Annotated in this window: 19 protein-coding genes and 1 other RNA gene; all 20 read right to left on the bottom strand. The window is 36.6% G+C overall.

The features are described 5' to 3' along the window. Positions 1–106: 106 nt before the first annotated feature. Entirely contained in the window at positions 107–1,129 is a 1,023-nt protein-coding gene (locus AB1280_RS20005; RefSeq protein WP_429756768.1) for a sensor histidine kinase, read from the bottom strand. Further along, a complete protein-coding gene (locus AB1280_RS20000) occupies positions 1,126–1,797 on the bottom strand; it encodes a response regulator transcription factor (RefSeq protein WP_429756767.1) in 672 nt (223 codons plus the stop codon). Before AB1280_RS20000 ends, AB1280_RS20005 begins: the two co-directional genes overlap by 4 nt. 81 nt (positions 1,798–1,878) lie before the next feature. Then, complete coding sequence (locus AB1280_RS19995) at positions 1,879–3,867, bottom strand: FtsX-like permease family protein (protein WP_429756766.1); 1,989 nt, start codon at positions 3,865–3,867, stop codon at positions 1,879–1,881. Beyond that, the gene (locus tag AB1280_RS19990; protein WP_429756765.1) at positions 3,857–4,624 is read right to left on the bottom strand and encodes an ABC transporter ATP-binding protein; all 768 of its coding nucleotides are present in this window, start codon (positions 4,622–4,624) and stop codon (positions 3,857–3,859) included. The genes AB1280_RS19995 and AB1280_RS19990 overlap by 11 nt, the downstream gene beginning before the upstream one ends. A gap of 604 nt (positions 4,625–5,228) precedes the next feature. Continuing rightward, positions 5,229–5,590: a transfer-messenger RNA gene (ssrA, locus tag AB1280_RS19985) on the bottom strand. Between the two features lie 127 nt (positions 5,591–5,717). Then, positions 5,718–6,185: an SsrA-binding protein SmpB gene (smpB, locus tag AB1280_RS19980; RefSeq protein ID WP_272189096.1), complete on the bottom strand. Its 468-nt coding sequence runs from the start codon at positions 6,183–6,185 to the stop codon at positions 5,718–5,720. A 72-nt stretch (positions 6,186–6,257) separates the two neighbouring features. Next, a complete protein-coding gene (gene rnr / locus AB1280_RS19975) occupies positions 6,258–8,558 on the bottom strand; it encodes a ribonuclease R (RefSeq protein WP_429757375.1) in 2,301 nt (766 codons plus the stop codon). Between the two features lie 356 nt (positions 8,559–8,914). Next, entirely contained in the window at positions 8,915–9,655 is a 741-nt protein-coding gene (locus tag AB1280_RS19970) for an alpha/beta hydrolase (protein ID WP_272189094.1), read from the bottom strand. Positions 9,656–9,800: 145 nt separating this feature from the next. Continuing rightward, complete coding sequence (secG, locus tag AB1280_RS19965; RefSeq protein ID WP_090915984.1) at positions 9,801–10,034, bottom strand: preprotein translocase subunit SecG; 234 nt, start codon at positions 10,032–10,034, stop codon at positions 9,801–9,803. Between the two features lie 92 nt (positions 10,035–10,126). Then, entirely contained in the window at positions 10,127–10,816 is a 690-nt protein-coding gene (locus AB1280_RS19960) for an LrgB family protein (protein WP_429756764.1), read from the bottom strand. Beyond that, positions 10,813–11,181: a CidA/LrgA family holin-like protein gene (locus AB1280_RS19955; protein ID WP_272189092.1), complete on the bottom strand. Its 369-nt coding sequence runs from the start codon at positions 11,179–11,181 to the stop codon at positions 10,813–10,815. Before AB1280_RS19955 ends, AB1280_RS19960 begins: the two co-directional genes overlap by 4 nt. A gap of 258 nt (positions 11,182–11,439) precedes the next feature. Beyond that, positions 11,440–12,219 carry a DUF6612 family protein gene (locus tag AB1280_RS19950; RefSeq protein ID WP_429756763.1) on the bottom strand — a complete coding sequence of 260 codons (780 nt, stop codon included), beginning with the start codon at positions 12,217–12,219 and terminating at the stop codon, positions 11,440–11,442. Positions 12,220–12,394: 175 nt separating this feature from the next. Beyond that, a complete protein-coding gene (eno, locus tag AB1280_RS19945; RefSeq protein ID WP_090998036.1) occupies positions 12,395–13,687 on the bottom strand; it encodes a phosphopyruvate hydratase in 1,293 nt (430 codons plus the stop codon). 27 nt (positions 13,688–13,714) lie between these two features. Then, positions 13,715–15,244 (bottom strand): 2,3-bisphosphoglycerate-independent phosphoglycerate mutase, encoded by a 1,530-nt coding sequence (gene gpmI, locus AB1280_RS19940; RefSeq protein WP_272189090.1) that lies wholly within the window; start codon positions 15,242–15,244, stop codon positions 13,715–13,717. After that, positions 15,241–15,996, bottom strand: a complete 756-nt coding sequence (gene tpiA / locus AB1280_RS19935) for a triose-phosphate isomerase (RefSeq protein ID WP_429756762.1) — start codon at positions 15,994–15,996, stop codon at positions 15,241–15,243. Before tpiA ends, gpmI begins: the two co-directional genes overlap by 4 nt. A 31-nt stretch (positions 15,997–16,027) precedes the next feature. Beyond that, complete coding sequence (locus AB1280_RS19930) at positions 16,028–17,212, bottom strand: phosphoglycerate kinase (protein WP_429756761.1); 1,185 nt, start codon at positions 17,210–17,212, stop codon at positions 16,028–16,030. Positions 17,213–17,346: 134 nt separating this feature from the next. After that, the gene (gap, locus tag AB1280_RS19925; protein ID WP_020061700.1) at positions 17,347–18,351 is read right to left on the bottom strand and encodes a type I glyceraldehyde-3-phosphate dehydrogenase; all 1,005 of its coding nucleotides are present in this window, start codon (positions 18,349–18,351) and stop codon (positions 17,347–17,349) included. Between the two features lie 34 nt (positions 18,352–18,385). Then, the gene (locus tag AB1280_RS19920) at positions 18,386–19,408 is read right to left on the bottom strand and encodes a sugar-binding transcriptional regulator (RefSeq protein ID WP_272189228.1); all 1,023 of its coding nucleotides are present in this window, start codon (positions 19,406–19,408) and stop codon (positions 18,386–18,388) included. Positions 19,409–19,541: 133 nt separating this feature from the next. After that, positions 19,542–19,790: a glutaredoxin family protein gene (locus AB1280_RS19915; protein ID WP_272189086.1), complete on the bottom strand. Its 249-nt coding sequence runs from the start codon at positions 19,788–19,790 to the stop codon at positions 19,542–19,544. Positions 19,791–19,799: 9 nt separating this feature from the next. Next, the gene (gene rpoN, locus AB1280_RS19910) at positions 19,800–21,095 is read right to left on the bottom strand and encodes an RNA polymerase factor sigma-54 (protein ID WP_429756760.1); all 1,296 of its coding nucleotides are present in this window, start codon (positions 21,093–21,095) and stop codon (positions 19,800–19,802) included. Positions 21,096–21,186: the final 91 nt, after the last annotated feature.

The following is a 21,186-nucleotide window of genomic DNA, read 5'->3' as shown; positions in this document are numbered from 1 at the left end:
TGAAAAACAAAAAAGAGATGACGAAACCATCTCTTTTTTGTTTTAATTTTCTTTTATTTGTTTATAAGTTTCATCCGAAATACGCGGAAAGATGGCAGCATCTCTGTTATAAAATAGAATCAAAAGTTACCATACCTGACAAAGGAAATATTAATGTAACTCTAGTTCCTTTATTCACTCCAGAGTCAATGCTAATTTTCAATCCCAATTTTGAGCACAGTTTTTCGCATAGATACAAACCCATTCCTGTACTTTTGCTAAATCTCCTTCCATTCTCTCCAGTAAATCCTTTTTCAAAAACTCTATTTATATCTTTAGGTATTATCCCTACCCCGTTATCCTCTATGGTTAGTATTACTGAGTTAGCTTTCTTAATTGAATATATACGTATCATTGGTTCTTTGTTATTTGAGTACTTTATAGAATTTCCTATTATCTGATTAATAATAAATTCAACCCATTTCCTATCACTATATACGATTTCATTAATATCTTTTATATCTACTTTTATTCTCTTATGAATAAAATCTCTATAGTTTCTTTTAATTACATTTCTTACTACATCATCAAGGTTAATTGGTTTTATAATATAGTCTTTACTGACATTATTGCTTCGAGAATAATACAGCACCTGTTCTACAAACCCTTCGATTCGATCCATTTGGGCGTCTATTTTAGTAGTTAATTCATTTTGATTATTTTCAATTATTAGCTTTGTAGAAGCTATCGGTGTCTTAATTTCATGCACCCATGTCTCTATGTATTCTCTGTAATCCGCTTGCATATCCCTATAATATTTTACATTTTCGTGCATATCTCTACTTATCTCTTTAAGTATAGAAGTAAGCTTTTCCCCATGTAGAAAGTTTGCTTCCTTTACTACCTCTGGAAGTAGGTATTTTTTCTCCAGTTTTTCTAATATACCATTAATTTCGTTATAATAATTTTTATATTTTATAAATTCTACAGCCATATATGAAATCAACGGAAAAAACCAAATACAAAAGACAAAGAATATTATAATGAAATGAACATTCGCAGTCATCAATATACCTGCTAATATAATAAATACCAGTACATTAGATAGTATTACTGCCATTTTATCTTTAATAAATTCACCTTTGCTCATGGCATTATATACCCTAACCCTCTTCTTGTTTCTATTGGGTTTTCTATCCCTATTTCTTCAAGCTTTTTTCTCAATCTATTTATATTAACAGTTAAAGTGCTATCATCCACAAAATAATCTGATTTCCACAAGTATTCCATAAGTGAATCTCTTTTTACAATATTACCGCGATTATTTATTAAGTATGAAAGTATCTTAACTTCATTTTTAGTTAACTCTAAGGACTTGTCTTGATAAGTAACCGTTGCATTCGAAAGATTCAAACTAAAGTCTTTATAATTTAAGATATTATTCGTCTTTAAGCCTCCGTATGTTCTTCTTAAAATGTTTGTTACTCTTGCTAATAATATTTCTGTATTATAAGGCTTTGTTACAAAATCATCTGCTCCTAAATTCATACTTATTAGTTCATCTACATCACTATCTCTGCTTGTAACCATTATGATTGGAACATCTGAAGTTTTACGTATTTCTCTGCATATATAATAGCCATCGAACACAGGAAGATTTATGTCTAGTAATATAAGGTCTGCATTCTCACTTTCTATATATTGGATAATATGATTAAAATCTGTGGGAGCCTTTACTTCATATCCATACTTTATAAAAAAATTTTGTAATTCTTCTCTGATGATTTCATCATCTTCAATAAGAATGATTTTTTTCATGAGTTTTCCCTCCCTATATTGAATATAAGGCTGCAAAACCTTGTGAATCAAGATTTTGCAGCCTTAATGATCATAATAAAATCAAGTATTACTTTTTACAATATTTTTATACCCGATATATGTTGTGTAGAAATATCCTGCATAAACTACAATAAATGCTAACCCAGTCATCAATGCTGGTAAACTAATGTTTGCTTGTTGATATATGTTTATAAAATTATTGACGACATAAATTCCAATGACTGAATGAATCAAGGCAAGAATAACTGGAAGACTAAAGTATACGAAAGTCTGAATGAAAATTGTTTTGTTTATCATTGTTCTGTTTGATCCAATTCTCTTTAAAGATTTATATCTCTCTATGCTATCACTGGCTTCTGATAATTGTTGAAGAGCTAATACAGCCATACTCGTTATTAAAAATACAATGCCTAAATAGATCCCAATAAATAGTACGGTTGTTGTCAATCCCTTACTTTCTGCATAAACTCCATCCTTAGATATGCCAGATATATAATCAATATTTAATTTGGGACCATTCTGGTCATAAAAGGCCGGTTCAACGTGATCATATTTTTGGTTATATTCTTCTCTATTGCCATCTAAATAATTCACATTAAGTACGGATTTGTTAATTTTGTAGCCTGATAAAAACTCATCATTTATAACGACTGTGAATAAATTAGTTGTCCCATCAAAAGTTTGAAGATTATCTGTGATAACTTTAGAATTTTTTACTACATATTCTTTTTCTTTTAAATTTAGTTTATTGCTATTTTTTAATCTTTCATTTATTGGATTAACTAACCGGTTATCATTTGATAAAAGTAAAACTTCATTGTTATTTAAATTGATTTCTTTTTCACCTTTTAATTTTAAAATTTTATTGTAATCAGAGATTTTAATGAAATCGACATTGAGTTCCTTAAAAAGTTTATTTTCTTGTGTTAAATAGTCAACAACTTTCATTCCTGTATGATATACATTATAAGATACATACTTTTCATTCTTACTTATTTTAAAATTAAATTTATTTAATACATCTTCTATGTTGTAGCTTTCATCCTTATTTTCCAATAGGATACTAGCATCAAATGGTGTTAATCCTTTAAGTGATGCATCCATATTTCTTTTAAGGCTTATTCCTGTAGATAAAACCGTCATTGTAATAAATAGCATGATACAGATGAAAGACATGGATATAAAATTTGTGTTAACCTTACTATTTAGTTGTTTGATGATAAATATATTTAAACCTTTAAAATAAATTTTTTTATTTTTCTTTACAACAAATAAGATAAATCCAGATAAGCTGAAGAAAAACAACAATGTACCTAATATTCCAAGAATTATTGCTACTATGAGCATAGGATTTCTAAAATCTAACCCTATCTTTAGTACAGAACTATATGCAAGTCCAAGTGATACTACGCATACAATAAATGTTATTAAATATATAATAGGATTTTTAAATTTTATCTCTTCGTTTTTTTTACCTGCTGTCAACAAATCAATTATTTTGTATTTAGAAACAACATATACATTAAATAACATAACAAGTACAAACATGATTCCAAAGTATAGTACAGTTTTACCTATAGCACCTGTTGAAATTGCAAATTTATATTTATTCATGGGCAAATCAAATAACTTTAATGCAAATGTAGATAATCCCTGTGATACTCCAATACCTAGTATAAGCCCACTCACTAAAGATATAACGCCAACTAGAAATGTCTCTGTTACTAATATTCTGGATATGTTTCTTCTTCCCATACCTAAAGTCATGTATATTCCTAATTCTTTTTTACGTTTTTTGATTAAGAAATTATTTGCATATAATATTAAACTACCCAATATTACGGATACAAATACGGACACAATTGAGATAACTTTCATTAAAGTACCCACAAACGATCTACCTGAAGCCTCAACTTCCATAAGTGCCTTTTGTGATTCTAATGAGTTAAAGCTATAAAATATACAAACAGCCAGTGTTAGTGTTAAGAAATATATCGTATAATCTTTGAAACTCTTCTTTACATTACTAGCAGCAATCTTAAAATACATTATTATCGTCACCTCCGAGAAGGGTTATAACTTCAATAATTTTATTAAAGAATTCTTTTCTGGAATCATTCCCTCTTACCAACTCGCTAAATATTTTCCCATCTTTAATAAAAAGAATTCTACGAGCATAGCTTGCTGTAAATGCATCATGAGTAACCATAAGTATTGTAGCTTTTAAATCCTTATTTAGACTTTCAAATCTTTCAAGTAATAATCTAGCTGATTTAGAATCTAACGCTCCTGTTGGTTCATCTGCAAGTACTAAAGATGGATCTGTTACGATAGCTCTTGCCGAAGCAACCCTTTGTTTTTGTCCGCCTGACATTTGATAAGGGTATTTGCTTAATACTTGTTCAATATCTAAATATTTTGCTACTGATTTTATTTTGCCATCAATTTTTGAACGTTCCTCACCTTTTATCGTTAACGCTAAGGCAATATTTTCATAGGCGGTAAGAGTATCTAATAAATTAAAGTCCTGAAATATGAACCCTAATTCATTTTGTCTAAACTTGTCTAGTGACTTTGATTTTAGCCTAGTAATATCACTATTATTTATTATTATTTTTCCCGTAGTAACATTATCGATAGTTGATATACAGTTAAGCAATGTAGTTTTGCCACTTCCTGAAGGCCCCATTATCCCAACAAATTCTCCCTCATCTACCTTAAAACTAATATTATCTATAGCCTTTGTTACATTATCTTTATTACCATAATATTTTTCAATTTTTTCTACACTTAATATATTTCGCATTTATACTTCTCCTTTTTCATTATAAAAATGCTTTAACTCCCGTTCATTTATGTAATTCATTTTATATGATTTCATTCATAGTATCGGTTGAATTACATTTCATTAACATTACATTTTTGTTATATTAAGTGATACCTCTACATGCAAGTTATCAGAAATCGTGATGGCATTTGTAAATTACAACAACATACAATCTTACTTTTTTAGGGTATAGGAACAAGAAGTAAAATATAGACCATATGAAAAAACAATTTAAAAAAGGTATGAAAAGAATAGAAATTCTCTTCATGCCTTTTGTATTACTTACCCACTTAACATAGTGCTATATTAAACTGTAAATCGGATGGATGTTAATCTGGGTTAGTCATTACTATTTTTCATGTCCGCTTGGAAGTAAAAGTAATCCTATGACCTATTTTTACACGCATCTCAACTATATCCTATTTTTTCCTATAACTCTTTATTTAATAGCTAGTTGTTATTATAAAATCTACATTATTCAATATATAAACTATACATAAAAAAATAAAGCATAAATTGTCCAAATTGGACAATTTATGCTTTAACTCACAATACAAAAATAAAAAAACCACCAAATATGTATTGGTGGAGACGGTGGGAGTCGAACCCACGTCCAAAAGTATCGGCACTTAAGCTTCTACGAGTGTAGTCGATATATTAGCATTTCGCAAACTCTTCGGCCTATCGACAGGCTTCCAAGTTGCTAGTCTGGTTATGCTCTTCCTTTGCCCTCAGACGGCGAACTCCGGCGTAGCCCACTTAGAGTGAGTCCGCTACCCTACCACATGGGCGATGGAGGGGCGAACCGCTAAAAGCTGTTATTAAGCAGCTAAAGCGAAGTTGTTTTGTTGTTTGCCAGTTATAGGCTTTGACGTTTTAACGAGGCCGATCCCCTCGACTCGCAACCTAAGCTCGAACTACCCCTGTCGAATCCGTAACGTCCCCATATAAGAAATGGAGCATACGAAGTATATTCGTGATAGCTACTATTGAGCTGTTTTTCAATGTTCAACTGGCCTTACATTTGTTATTATAGCACACGATCGTCATTTTGCAATTGTAAATTTCTGTATTACATTTTTTGACGATCGCGGAATACACGTGCAATTTCACGTTTTGCTTCTTTTTCTTTTAAATCATGGCGCTTATCATATTGCTTTTTACCTTTACCTAAACCAAGTGCCATTTTCGCAAATCCATTTTTCAAGTAAATTTTAAGCGGTACAAGCGTATAGCCTGTCTCTTTCGTATAGCCGATTAGCTTTAAAATTTCTTTTTTATGAAGAAGTAACTTTCTTGTACGAAGCGGCTCATGGTTAAAACGATTTCCTTGTTCATATGGACTAATGTGCATATTATGTACCCATACTTCACCATTTTGCACACGCGCAAAGGCATCCTTTAAGTTTACACGACCTGCACGAATCGCCTTAATTTCCGTTCCTTGAAGGACAAGACCTGCTTCATATGTTTCTTCAATAAAATAATCATGGAATGCTTTTTTATTTTGTGCGATGACTTTCCCTTGACCTTTTGGCATCTCTTTGCTGCCTCCCTTCATTTGTATCATTGTAACAAAATATGAAGAAAGAAGCCATATACGGCTTCTTTCTTACTTACGTTTTTTCTTTTTCTTCTTAAAGCTCGGTGCATTTTCAAAGAATGACTTTTTCTTTTTGTTACCATTTCGTTTTTCGTTGTGATTTGATCCTTTTCCTTGCCCTCCGCGATTATTATCACGATCACCGCGTTTTTTTCTATTTCCTTTTGGCTGGTCAATGACAACTGGACGATCTTTTCGTTGTCGTTTCACACTGCCTTTCATACCGACAATTTCAAAATCAATTGCACGTTCTTCTTTGTTTACGTTCATAACGCGAATTGTAATTTCATCACCAATACGGAAGATGTTTCCTGTCCGTTCACCAATCATCGCAAAATGCTGTTCGTCATAACGATAGTAGTCATCTGTTAAATAGCTAACATGAACAAGACCTTCAATTGTATTTGGAAGTTCTACGAATAAGCCGAAGTTTGTTACAGAACTAATAATCCCGTCGTATTCTTCACCAATTTTATCAAGCATGTACTCAGCTTTTTTCAGCTCATCTGTTTCACGCTCTGCTTCAACAGCGCGGCGCTCCATATTAGAAGAATGCTCAGCAATATCCGGTAAATTTTCACGCCATTTTGATTGTGTTTCATTGTCCACTTTTCCATTAATTAAATATGTGCGAATTAATCTATGCACAATTAAATCAGGGTAGCGGCGAATCGGTGATGTGAAATGTGTATAAAACTCTGTCGATAAACCGAAGTGACCCAAACTATCTGCATCGTAGCGCGCTTGCTTCATGGAACGAAGCATAACTGTTGAGATTACAATCTCTTCTGGTTGACCTTGTACCATTTCAAGAATTTGTTGCAGCGCACGTGGATGTACTTCATTTCCTCGTCCTTTTACCGCATACCCAAAGCTTGTAATAAACTCAAAGAAACGCTCTAGTTTATCTTCTTTTGGATCTTCGTGAACACGGTACATAAACGGTACGTTCATCCAGTGGAAATGCTCTGCAACGGTTTCGTTTGCTACTAGCATAAATTCTTCAATAAGCTTTTCAGCAACAGAACGCTCACGTAATACAACGTCTGTCGGCTTTCCTTCTTCATCCACTAATACTTTTGCTTCTTTGAAGTCAAAATCAATAGCCCCGCGGCGCATACGCTTTTCACGTAAAATAGCAGCTAGTTTCCCCATTTCTTGGAACATTGGGATTAGCGGCTCATAACGTGCCATTAATTCTTCATCTTCATCGTCCAAAATACACTTCACATCAGAGTACGTCATACGCTCCGCTGTTTTAATCACACTTTGGAAAATTTCATGCTTCACTACTTCTCCTTGCTCGTTAATTTCCATTTCACAAGATAAAGTTAAGCGGTCTACCTTTGGATTTAATGAACAAATTCCGTTAGATAAACGATGCGGAATCATTGGGATAACACGGTCTACAAGATAAATACTCGTTCCCCGCTCAGCTGCTTCGCGGTCAATTGCTGAGCCTTCTGTCACGTAATGACTTACATCGGCAATATGTACACCAAGCTTGTAATTGCCGTTCTCAAGCTTCGTTACTGTAACCGCATCATCTAAGTCTTTCGCATCCGCACCATCAATTGTAACAATTGTTTGATCTCGTAAATCGCGGCGCCCTTGTAAATCGTTCTCATCAATTGTTTCTGGTACACTGTTTGCATGCTCCATTACATCTGCCGGGAACGCAAGCGGTAAGTTATGCTTATGAATAACGGATAAAATATCCACGCCTGGATCGTTTTTATGACCAAGAATTTGAATAACTTCTCCTTCTGCACTTAAACGATCTTGCGGGTAGCTTGTAATTTTAACAACAACTTTATGCCCTTCTACCGCACCCATAGAAGCATTTTTTGGAACGAAAATGTCGCTCGTCCAGCGTTTATTATCAGGAAGCACAAATCCAAAGTTTTTCGATTCTGTATACGTACCAACTAATTCTTTTGTTCCACGCTCTATGATACGAACAATTGTCCCTTCCTTGCGCGAACCGCTTGACTCTGAGCTAATACGCGCTAATACTGTATCACCGTGCAGGGCGCCTTTTAATTCTGTTGGCGGTATGAAAATATCATCTGTCCCTTTTTCTTCTGGTACGACAAATGCAAAGCCGCGGGCATGTCCAATGAGTTTACCGCGCACTAAGTTCATTTTCTCTGGAAGACCATAGCGATTACTTCTCGTCCGCACAACAAGTCCTTTTTCCTCCATAATGACAAGTGCCTTCACAAATTCTTTAAAATCCGCCGCATCTTCAATACCAAACGCTTCTTCTAACTCTTGCACAGTAAGCGGTTTATATGCCTCTTCTTTCATAAACGATAACAATTTATCGATATTTTTTTGAATAATTTCCTCCAAGTACAAAAACCTCCTTCTAAATCCTCGTATTTTATATTGTATCCGAAAAGATAATCATATATAAATGATGCTGTCTTATATAAAGTGAAACTTCCATCAGCGGGGGGCTTACTGCCCGCGAATAGCTGGATAAACCTATTTTGTTTTTTCACATATACGTCACTGTCATCCTAAACAATACAGGACCTGCTCTGGCTTTCTACCTTTGTTTCAAACCTCGCACGTGGCACAAATGGCAAATTGCTCTCGCCAACCCTAAAAAGAAATGGATTTTTATATTGTTATATATGTAAAAAAGAGGCAACTAGATCTTACCAATCTAGTTGCTCCAAGAAGTTATATACATCTTCATGCAGCTCATCACGCTGCTTATCAAGCGTAATTACATGTGTAGAATCTTCGTACCACTTAACTTCTTTCACATTTGATTCTACTCCATTATAAATAATATTCGCGCTATCTGTATTAATCATTTCGTCATGGCGCGCTTGCACAACAAACGTTGGTGCATAAATCATATCAATGTTATTGCGTACATCGCGAATTAAATCTTGCAGTGCTCTTAATGTGTTCATCGGTGTTTGCTTAAACGCAAACATCTCTTCTTCAATCTTTTCTGGTGATTTACGCTCACGTTTTTTATATTCGCGTGCGTACGCTAATATACCTTGGTACATCGTTTCTTCGCTTTTAATGTACATTGGGGCACACATTGGTACCACTCCGATAATCGGCATTGTATAAGCAAGTTTTAATGAAAAGACACCGCCAAGCGATAAGCCAACAGCTGCAATCTTTTCATATCCTTTATCTTTTAAATGTTGATATGCTTCCATTACATCTTTCCACCAGTCTTCTGGACCCGTATGCACAAGCTGCTCTGGTGGTACGCCATGGCCTTTATAAATCGGAGCATGACACGTGTAGCCTTTTGTCTCTAAATAACGTCCAAGCATACGAACATCAGCAGAATTTCCTGTAAAACCGTGTAATAGTAAAACTGCACGTTCTCCCGCTTCAAATGTAAATGGTTTTGGGGATGCTAGTTTCATTTCTGTTTCTCCTTCTCTTTCTATAATGTAATCCTCATATATTGTCTATTCATAGTGTAACATAGTTTCTTTTCCATAATCTAATCAGAAATTTCCTTCGGAGAAATAAAAAAAGATTCAACCCGGGAAGGTGAATCTTTTTTTATTATACTTGTAAATACGTAACAGCAAATGTTAACACGAAGAATAATACAGCAAGAACAATTGTAATGCGGTTTAATACAGCTTCTACTCCACGTGCTTTTTGCTTACCGAATAATTGCTCCGCACCGCCAGAAATTGCACCGGATAAACCAGCACTCTTACTAGATTGCATTAATACAAGTACAATTAATAACAGCGATACAATAATAAGTAAAACTGATAAAAACGTATGCACTTTACATGCCTCCTAAAGTTTCAATTACTTTAAATGTAACATAAAATAATTGGAAAAGCGAGAGCGTCTCATACACCTAATACTTCACCAGATTAAATAAAAAAAGCTGCAAATAACGGTCCTAATAGACATGTTAAGATCGCTGTTAATGTCATTGTCACCGATCCAATTACGCCCTCGTGCTCATTGTTTTTCATCGCACGCATAACGCCCATAATATGCGATGCACAGCCAAATCCTATTCCTCTTCCAACAGAATTTGTCACTCTGCTCCATTTTAATAAAAGCGGACCAGAAATTGTTCCAGATATCCCGGCAACTACTACGAAAGCAGCCGTTAACGATGGAACACCGCCAACTTCTTCTGACACACTCATAGCTACTGGCATCGTTACTGACTTTGGTAAGGAAGATAAAATTAAACTTTTATCCGTTCCCATAACAGTTGCAATGATCATATCACTTGCAATGGCAACGATTGTTCCTACCAATACACCGCCAGCAATTGGGACAACATACTTCTTCAAAACGCCGCGTTGTTTATAAAGAGGGATCGCAAACGCTACTACACCGGGTCCAAGTAACTTCGAAATCCAGCCCCCGCCGCTTTGCATGTATTGTTGATATGGTATATCACATATGATTAACAAGATAATCATCAAAGCTGTTGCGACAAGCATGGGAATCGTAAACGGTGTTGGAAACCACTTATAAATCTTCTTTGCTAGTTGATACAATAACGCTGTTAACATAACCCAACCAATTCCAATTACTATACTCATTGTGTCTCTTTTTCCTTTCTATTCGCCAAGTATTGTCCTGTATGCCCTGCTACAATGATAATTAAAAACGTACTCGCGACAACAGTAATGAACAGCGAAATACCTTTATTCATAAAAAAAGAACCATAATTCATTAAACCAATGGTTGGAGGTATTAGTAAAAATGGCATAAGAGCAACCAAAGTTTCTGCTCCTAATTCAAACCATTTCACTGGAAGGACTTTCAATCCAAGCGATACAAGTAACAAAAACATTCCTATTAAACTTCCTGGAATCGGAAGATGAAGCGCTTCTCCTATCCACGTTCCAATCATATTAAACACGTAAAGCGCTGCTACTTGGACAATAATTTTTGTGAATTTCATCTGCCTATCATCCTTCATTATGCGATTCTTGACATTTTCTACATTTATCATAGTACAAATTGTAAAAACCTGCAATTTATCTGATTGACAAATAAAACACAATATGGTATGCGCTTTCATTACTATTTTTACTGTATTTGTAAACGTTATTAGCAATTGGATTTTTTTATTGTTATATAAAATTTATATTTTCAAAATTTTCGAGTGACAAAAAAAACAATTGCTTCAATTCGCAATTGTTTTTCGCAAGAAACTCTTTTAATTTCCTTCTGGTAATTGAATTGGATCGAATTTTTCATCATAAGAAATTTTTGTATCCCCTGTAATTTGAATCGTGTCTTTACCCGTTTTCATCCCGGCATTTGTCTTAATAGATTCAACTTTAAATTCTTTTGTAATAACATACTCCGTATGCAGTGAATCAACAGTTGCCTGTTGGCGTTCAAATGTTGTTTTCGCACTTTCATTCACGCTGATTAAATAGTCCTTCGCTTCTTGTCCATTCAACTGAAATGAAAGTTTATATTTCTCTCCATCCTTCTCCACTTTCATCTTATCTGTCAGTTGTAATGTTTTCTCAAGCTCTGCTATCGTATTTTTAGATGTTTTGAAATCATAAGCTTTCATTTGATTTAATTGACTTGCTGGAATTGAGATAAACTTTCCTGAATTCAGATCTTTCACTTCAGCTGCAATCTTCCCGTCTACATCAAAGACGACAAAATCTGTCCCATTCATATTCATTTCAGTTCGAGAGTTTCCTTTATTCGGCTCAGACTGCGCTTTTACTTTCGTGTCTATTGATATATTGGCAGCCTTCGTATTCAAATCACAAGTCATAGTAACATGTTCTGCTTTTTTGAAATAATCAGTAGCCTTCGTAAAAATATCTTTTGCCGTTAGTTCTTTAACTTTCTCTTTCTCTTTTTCTTTTTGCACTGATACTGTTTTAGGTTCTTCAGTCTTTGTAGTTTTTTCACTGCTGCATCCCGCTCCTATAAGAATTACAAAACTGGAAACTGCAATAATCTTTTTCATAAAACCTTCCTCCATTACCAACTTTAATCTTAGTTATATAAGAAATCGAAATCATTGCCAAGTGTTTTTTCATTTTCCAACAGTTTCTATATATAATAAAAAACCTCCTATTACTGTAGATATCCCACAGTAATAGGAGGTTAAAAGCAATACTTATTGTACTACCTTACAGAAATTACTTCTTAAGGTTGTAGAAAGATTTTAAACCATCGTAAACAGCGATTTCGCCTAGTTCGTCTTCGATGCGTAATAATTGGTTGTATTTTGCAATACGGTCAGTACGGCTCATAGAACCAGTTTTGATTTGGCCAGCGTTAGTTGCAACTGCGATGTCAGCGATTGTAGCATCTTCAGTTTCACCAGAACGGTGAGATACAACTGCTGTGTAACCAGCACGTTTAGCCATTTCAATTGCCTCGAAAGTTTCAGTTAAAGTACCGATTTGGTTAACTTTAATTAAGATTGAGTTAGAGATACCTTTTTCGATACCTTCAGCAAGTTTTTGCGTGTTAGTTACGAATAAATCGTCACCAACTAATTGAACTTTTTTACCAAGACGGTCAGTTAATAACTTGTGGCCATCCCAGTCGTTTTCGTCTAAACCATCTTCAATAGAGATGATTGGGAAGTTATTGCAAAGATCTTCGTAGAAATCAACCATTTCTGCAGAAGTCATGCTGCGGCCTTCGCCTGTAAGATCATATTTACCAGTTTCTTTGTTGTAGAACTCAGAAGAAGCAACGTCCATTCCTAAGAATACGTTCTCACCAGCTTTGTAACCAGCTTTTTCGATTGCTTCGATGATTACTTCTAATGCTTCACGGTTAGAACCAAGGTTTGGAGCGAATCCACCTTCGTCACCTACTGCTGTGTTAAGACCTTTATCATGTAATACAGCTTTTAATGCATGGAATACTTCAGCACCCATACGAATTGCTTCTTTGAATGTTGGAGCACCAACTGGTAAGATCATGAACTCTTGGAAGTCTACGTTGTTGTCAGCGTGAGAACCACCGTTGATGATGTTCATCATTGGAGTTGGTAATTGTTTTGCATTAAATCCACCAAGGTAACGGTATAATGGAAGACCTACATAGTCAGCTGCTGCATGAGCTACTGCCATAGATACACCAAGGATAGCGTTAGCGCCTAATTTACCTTTGTTTGGAGTGCCGTCTAATTCAATCATAGCACGGTCGATTCCAGCTTGGTCAGTTACGTCGAAACCAACGATTTCTGGAGCGATAATTTCGTTTACGTTATTTACTGCGTTAAGAACACCTTTACCAAGGTAACGAGATTTGTCACCGTCACGTAATTCTACTGCTTCATATTCACCAGTAGATGCACCACTTGGTACTAATGCGCGTCCGAATGAGCCGCTTTCTGTGTATACTTCTACTTCTACAGTTGGGTTACCACGAGAGTCTAAAACTTCACGAGCATAAACATCTAAAATTGCTGGCATATTATTTCTCTCCTTTTATATGAGTAATTATTTAATAATTGTTTTACCTGTCATTTCTTTTGGTTGTTCAACGCCAAGAAGTGTAAGCATTGTTGGAGCGATATCTCCCAAAATACCGCCTTCACGAAGCTCAATACCTTCTTTTGTAACGATGAAAGGAACCGGGTTCGTTGTATGAGCTGTCATCGGTGTGCCTTCTGGAGTTAACTCCTCGTCAGCATTACCATGATCAGCAGTAATAAGTGCTACACCATCTTTTGCAAGAATTGCTTCTACAACTTTTCCTAAACATTCGTCAGTTGCTTCTACTGCTTTAATTGTTGGTTCCATCATCCCAGAATGGCCAACCATATCACAGTTTGCAAAGTTAAGAATGATTACATCATGCTTATCATTTTCAATTTCATTTACTAAAGCGTCCGTAACTTCGTAAATGCTCATTTCAGGTTTCAAGTCATAAGTTGCAACCTTAGGTGAGTTAATTAAAATACGCTCTTCTCCTGGGAATTCAGCCTCACGACCACCGCTAAAGAAGAATGTAACGTGCGGATACTTTTCAGTTTCCGCAATGCGAAGTTGTTTTAATCCCGCTTGTGAAACAACTTCACCTAACGTATTATCCAAGTTCATTGGCTTGAACGCTACGTAACCTTTTACCGTTTCACTAAAGTGTGTCATACAAACGAATTCTGGAATGCGAGGTACTTTTTCACCACGATCGAACTCACGGAAATCTTCGTTTGTAAACACACGAGCAATTTGAATTGCACGGTCTGGACGGAAATTGTAGAAGATGATTGCATCATCATCATTGATTGTTGCAACTGGCGTTTCATCTTCATTTACCATTACAGACGGCAATACGAATTCATCATAGATACCATTTGCATAAGAGTCATCCACACACTCATATGCTGTTTTGTAAGTAGGGCCTTCGCCGTTCACCATGGCACGGTAACATTTTTCAACGCGATCCCAACGCTTGTCACGGTCCATGGAGTAGTAACGACCGGAGATTGTCGCGAACTGTCCTACTCCTGTTTCTTTGATTACTTCATTTGTTGCATCGATATAACCTCTTGCTGTTTGCGGACCAACATCGCGGCCATCTAAGAACGCATGGAGATATACTTTCTCCACACCTTCTTTTGCAGCTAAGCGAAGAAGTGCAAACATATGGTCAATATGACTATGCACACCGCCATCAGAAAGTAAACCGAATAAATGAAGAGCTGTACCTTTTTCCTTTACGTGTTTCATTGCACTTTGGAACGTTTCGTTCTGATCGAACTCACCTTCACGAATTGCAACGTTAACACGTGTTAAGCTTTGGTATACAACGCGGCCGGCACCAATATTTAAGTGACCTACCTCAGAGTTACCCATTTGACCTTCTGGAAGGCCTACCGCTTCACCGCACGCTGTAAGCGTTGTGTGAGGGAACTTGTTCCAGTAACCGTCGAAATTAGGTTTCTTAGCTTGTGCTACAGCATTCCCGTATGTTTCTTCACGTAAGCCGAAACCGTCAAGAATGATTAAAGCTGTTGGCTTTCTCATTTTACCGCCTCCAAAAGACCTAGGAAGGAAGCAGGCTCTAAGCTAGCGCCACCAACTAAAGCACCATCGATATCAGATTGTGCCATATATTCTTTAATGTTTTCAGGTTTTACGCTGCCGCCGTATTGAATACGAACTGCTTCTGCAGCTGCCGGAGAAACAGCTTCAGCAACAACTTTACGGATGTGCGCACATACTTCGTTTGCATCTTGTGCAGAAGAAGATTTACCTGTACCGATTGCCCAAATTGGCTCATATGCTATAACAGTCGCTTTTACTTGCTCTTCTGTTAAGCCTGCAAGTGCTTTCGTCACTTGACCTGCTACAAGATCAAATGTTTTTCCGCTTTCGCGCTCTTCTAACGTTTCACCACAGCAAACGATTGGCGTTAAACCATGCTCAAATGCTGCAAGAGTCTTTTTGTTTACTGTCTCGTCTGTTTCAGCAAACATTTCACGACGCTCAGAGTGGCCAAGTACTACGTAGCTCACTTTTAAGTCGCTAAGTGCTACTGGGCTAATTTCGCCAGTGAATGCACCGTTTTTCTCGAAGTGCATGTTTTGTGCACCTACTTTTAAGTCAGTTCCTTCAGTTGCCGCCACTAAGCGCTCTAAGAAAAGAGCTGGAGAGCAAACTACTGCATCAACAGCTGTTGCTGCTGGGATTTGACCTTTTACTTCCTCTACGAAGCTAACTGCTTCAGATAGAGTTTTATTCATTTTCCAGTTACCTGCGATAATTGGTTTACGCATGCTTTGCACCGTCCTTTTTCTAGGCTGCTAATTATTTGTCGTTAAGACAAACTACACCAGGAAGTTCTTTACCTTCCATAAATTCTAATGACGCACCGCCGCCAGTAGAAATGTGGCTCATTTTATCAGCCATACCGAATTTTTCAACAGCTGCTGCAGAGTCACCACCGCCGATAACAGAGTATGTACCTTCTGCATCTGCTAATGCTTGTCCTACTGCTTTTGTACCTTCTGCATATGGAGCCATTTCGAATACACCCATTGGTCCATTCCATACAACAAGCTTAGAGTTTTTAATTACATCTGCATAAATTGCACTTGTTTTCGGTCCGATATCTAAACTTTGCCAATCAGCAGGAATAGAATCGATATCTACAACTTGTCGATTTGCAGTTTCAGAGAAGTCATCTGCAATGACGCAATCAACTGGCATGTAGAAGTTTACACCTTTTTCTTTTGCAAGTTGCATAAACTCTTTTGCTAGTTCAATTTTGTCGTCTTCACATAGAGATTGTCCGATTTCATGACCTTGTGCTTTTACAAATGTATAAGCAAGTCCGCCTCCAATGATTAAGTTATCAACTTTATCAAGTAGATGACGTATTACACCGATTTTATCTTTTACTTTCGCACCACCGATGATTGCTGTAAATGGACGCTCTGGATTAGAAAGTGCTTTACCTAGTACTTCTAATTCTTTTTCCATTAAGAAACCTGATACTGCTGGTAAGTAATCTGCAATACCTGCAGTAGAAGCATGAGCACGGTGAGCTGCACCGAATGCATCATTTACGAAAATATCAGCAAGAGCTGCAAATTCTTTCGCAAGTTCTGCATCGTTCTTTTCTTCGCCTGCATAGAAACGTACGTTTTCAAGAACTAATACGTCGCCTTCGTTCATTGCTGTAACCATTTCTTGCACAGCAGGTCCGAATGCTTCGTCCGCTTTTTTCACGTCTTTACCAAGAAGCTCACCTAAACGTACCGCCACTGGAGTTAGACGCATTTCTTCTACTACTTGTCCTTTTGGACGACCTAAATGGCTTGCTAAAATCACTTTCGCACCTTGCTCTACTAAATATTGAATTGTAGGAAGAGCTGCACGAATGCGAGTCTCGTCTGTAATTTTGCCTTCTTTCATTGGTACGTTGAAGTCAACGCGGCAAAATACTCGTTTACCCTTTAAATCTACGTCACGAATTGATTTTTTATTCATTGGATTTCCCTCCGACTAGTTAGGATTGACAAAACCCATTCAAAAGCTTATCACATTTGCTTCTAAAACGAAAGAAGAGAGAGGGAACAAACCCTCTCCCTCGTTTTGTCATTGATAACTGATAAACTTAAGAATTAAAGACCTTTAGAAGCGATATAGTCTACTAAGTCAACTACACGGTTAGAGTAACCAGTTTCGTTGTCGTACCAAGAAAGAACTTTAAGCATGTTGCCTTCCATAGTCATTGTAGATAATGCATCGATTGTAGAAGAGCTTGTGCATCCGTTATAGTCGATAGATACTAATGGCTCTTCGCTGTATCCAAGGATACCTTTTAATTCGCCTTCAGCTGCTGCTTTGAATGCTGCATTTACTTCTTCAACTGTTACTTCTTTCTCAAGCTCAACAACTAAGTCAACAAGAGATACGTTAGCAGTTGGAACACGAACTGCACCACCATTTAATTTACCTTTAAGTTCTGGTAATACTAAAGCTACTGCTTTCGCTGCACCAGTTGTAGTTGGAATCATGCTCATTGCTGCTGCACGTGCACGACGTAAATCTTTATGTGGTAAGTCTAAGATTTGTTGGTCGTTAGTGTAAGAGTGAATAGTTGTCATCATACCACGTTTTACACCAAATTTTTCGTTTAATACTTTAGCAAATGGAGCTAAGCAGTTTGTAGTACAAGAAGCGTTAGAGATTACATTATGGTTAGCTGCATCATATTGCTCATGGTTAACGCCCATAACGATTGTGATATCTTCGTCAGAAGCTGGTGCAGAGATGATAACTTTTTTAACTGATCCACCTAAGTGTTTCTCAGCGTCTGCTTTTTTAGTGAAACGGCCAGTAGATTCTACTACTACTTCTACACCGTAGTCGCTCCATGGTAATTGAGCTGGGTCGCGCTCAGCGATAACTTTGATTTCTTTACCGTTAACGATAATGCTGTCGCCGTTTGCAGATACTTCTGCGTTTACTGTTCCGTGAACAGAATCATATTTCAAAAGATGTGCTAATGTTTTTGCATCTGTTAAGTCGTTAATTGCTACTACTTCCACGTTAGGGTTGTTAAGAGCTGCGCGGAATACCACACGTCCGATACGGCCAAATCCATTAATACCAATTTTAGTCATTTGAATTTCCTCCTTGGGGGATGTATATTAAGGGTTATTTACCCTTTACTAACTCTTTTGCTGCACCTTCATCGGTAATTAGTAATGAAGTGTGCCCTTGCTTAATTACTGCTTGAATTGCTTTTGCTTTTGATGAACCTCCAGCAACTGACACGACATGAGACACATGCCCTAAATCTTCAAGCTGCATGCCAACTGTTTGTACTTTATGAACAACTTCACCTTTTTCATTGAAGTAGTATCCAAAGGCTTCACCGACTGCTTTGTTCTCTTTAATTTTCATCCAATCTGCTTCTAGAGTACTTCTTCTCCGCGCCATTGTTAAGGCATCACCGATTCCGTGAATGACAATGTTGGAAGATCGAATCAACTCAAGAATTTCTTTCACAGAAGGTTCTGTCACAATGGATGCGTATGCCTCGCTGCTTACGTGGTCTGGAACATACAATAAGCGATAATTACTCGCTGTATTTTGTGCCATTTTCGCACAAATCGTGTTTGCTTCTAGCTCAACACTCTCTCCAATTCCACCGCGTGCTGGGACAAATAACATATGTAGATCCCTGCAATCAATTTGCATCATATCAGCTACGGCAGCTATCGTGGTTCCTCCAGTCACAGCAACGATATTATTTGCTGTCAGACGATTTTTTATACAAGAGGCACAAGCACGGCCCATCTCCAGCTTGACCCAAGGTGATTCATCACTATCACCAGGGACAACGAAAACTTCATCCAAGTCTAATCTTTCCTTAAGCTGCTTTTCCAAAACCTTCAAACCAGAAATTTCTTTCATAAAGTCTTCCAAAGCAAGAACAACAGCTGTTCCTTCTTCTGTTAATGTCATTCCAGAAGAGGCGACGTGAACCAAGTTCTCATCTTTCAAAACTTGTACTTCACTTCGTAATACTCGTTCTGTCATACCAAGACTTGCAGATAAATTTCTTCTACCAATAGGTTGTGTTAACCTGATGTACTGAAGAATTTGCATTCTCTTTTGCATAACAGGTAGCAGATCAGGTAATAATTTTTTTGTGTACTGAATCCATGAGCGCATCATATTGTATCTCCTCACCACATCGGTTCATTCCCTATGTGGTCATTATATGTCCCGTAGTGACATATTGTGTCCCGCATAGAGTAAAAAAATAATCCCTGCTACATTTATTATTGTAACAGGAGATCTAAAGTTATTCAACTCTTATCGCGCGAATTATGCTGTTTATTATGACATCTTTGTGAATAATTCCATATTCTACCTCTTCCCCTTCAATTTCAACGACGGGGATCATAAGATGATACTTCTCTAACAGTTTTTCATCCTCATATATATTTATTTCCTTCAAATCAAATACGTATTCATCTTTCAACTCTTGCAGAAGTTTTTTTGCCTTTTGACAAAGACCACATTCTTCTTTTGTATATAGAATAACCTCCATATTCATCACCTATACAATCGTTTTTCGCAGCGAAGAAGCTGGAATATTTAACTGCTCGCGATATTTCGCCACCGTTCTGCGCGAAACAACAATTTCGTGTTCTTCTTCTAATATTTTTGAAATCTTTTGATCTGAAAGTGGTTTTTTCTTATTTTCTTTCTCTACAAACTCTCCGATAAGCTGCTTTACTCTCTTCGTTGAAATTGCCTCGTCCTCTGTTGTTGCTACCGCATTGCTAAAGAACGACTTCATTTCAAATAAACCATACGGTGTTTGCACATATTTATTGCGCGTTGCTCGGCTAATCGTTGACTCATGAACGCCTAATATCTCGGCCACTTCTTTTAGTGCAAGTGGTTTTAAAAATTGCGGACCACTCATAAAAAAGTCGCGCTGCTTTTCAATAATTACTTCCATTACATTTAAAAGCGTTTGTTTCCTTTGTTTTAAACTACGCATAATCCATTGTACATGCTGATATTTTTCCGAAACATAAGAAGCGACGTCACTTTCACTATTATGAAGAAGCTCACTATATTCTGAATGAATTTCAATTCTCGGCATATTACGTTCATTCATCTGAATCACCAAGCGATTCTCTTCTTTTTTCACCGCCATATCTGGAACAATGTACATCGGCTTCTCCGCCGAAAACGCCAAACCTGGTTTCGGCTGCAGCGATGTAATCACATGAACAGCTTCTTGTAATTCTTCTGTACTACACTTCAATACGTTTGCTAACTTTCGCCAATCTTTCTTTACAAAATATGCAAAATGTTCATTTACAATCATTTCCGCTAAAGCACTCTTTTTTTGTAAGCGCTTTAATTGAATGGATAGACACTCTTGAATATTTCTCGCTCCTACCCCTGCTGGCTCTAACGATTGAACAAGCTCCATACAGCTATTCACTTCTTCTATACGTACCGATAATAACGACGCTAATTCCTCATTCGTTTCTTGTAAATACCCGTTCTCATTCACATTTAATATAATGAATGAGGCAATTTTTCTTTGCTCTTCATCTATTTTGTAATACTGCAATTGGTTTACTAAATGTTGTTGAATCGTTGTGGATTCCACACTATAAATTTCCATTTGATTCTCAGTTTGTTTACTCGTTGTTTTACTCTTTTTCTTTTCCCTGTCAAAGCCACCTAGCTCGATAAGGGGATTTTCCAGCGATTGCTCATACAAAAACTCCGTTAATTCCTGCACATTGTACTGGAGCATTGTAATCGCTTGTCTTAACTCTTGCGTCATTGCCAAACGTAAACTTTGTTCTTGTAAAAGACTTGCTTTCACCCTAATCTCCCCCTCACTTCTATTGTACAATAAGTTTGTTAAAAGGAGAATCCTGCACAGACACCCATTCCAAAATATTGTTAACTTATAT

The sequence above is a fragment of the Bacillus sp. S10(2024) genome (assembly GCF_050473865.1).
Classification (GTDB): domain Bacteria; phylum Bacillota; class Bacilli; order Bacillales; family Bacillaceae_G; genus Bacillus_A.
Note: the sequence above shows the minus strand (reverse complement) of the source record. Positions and strands in the feature narration are given on the sequence as shown.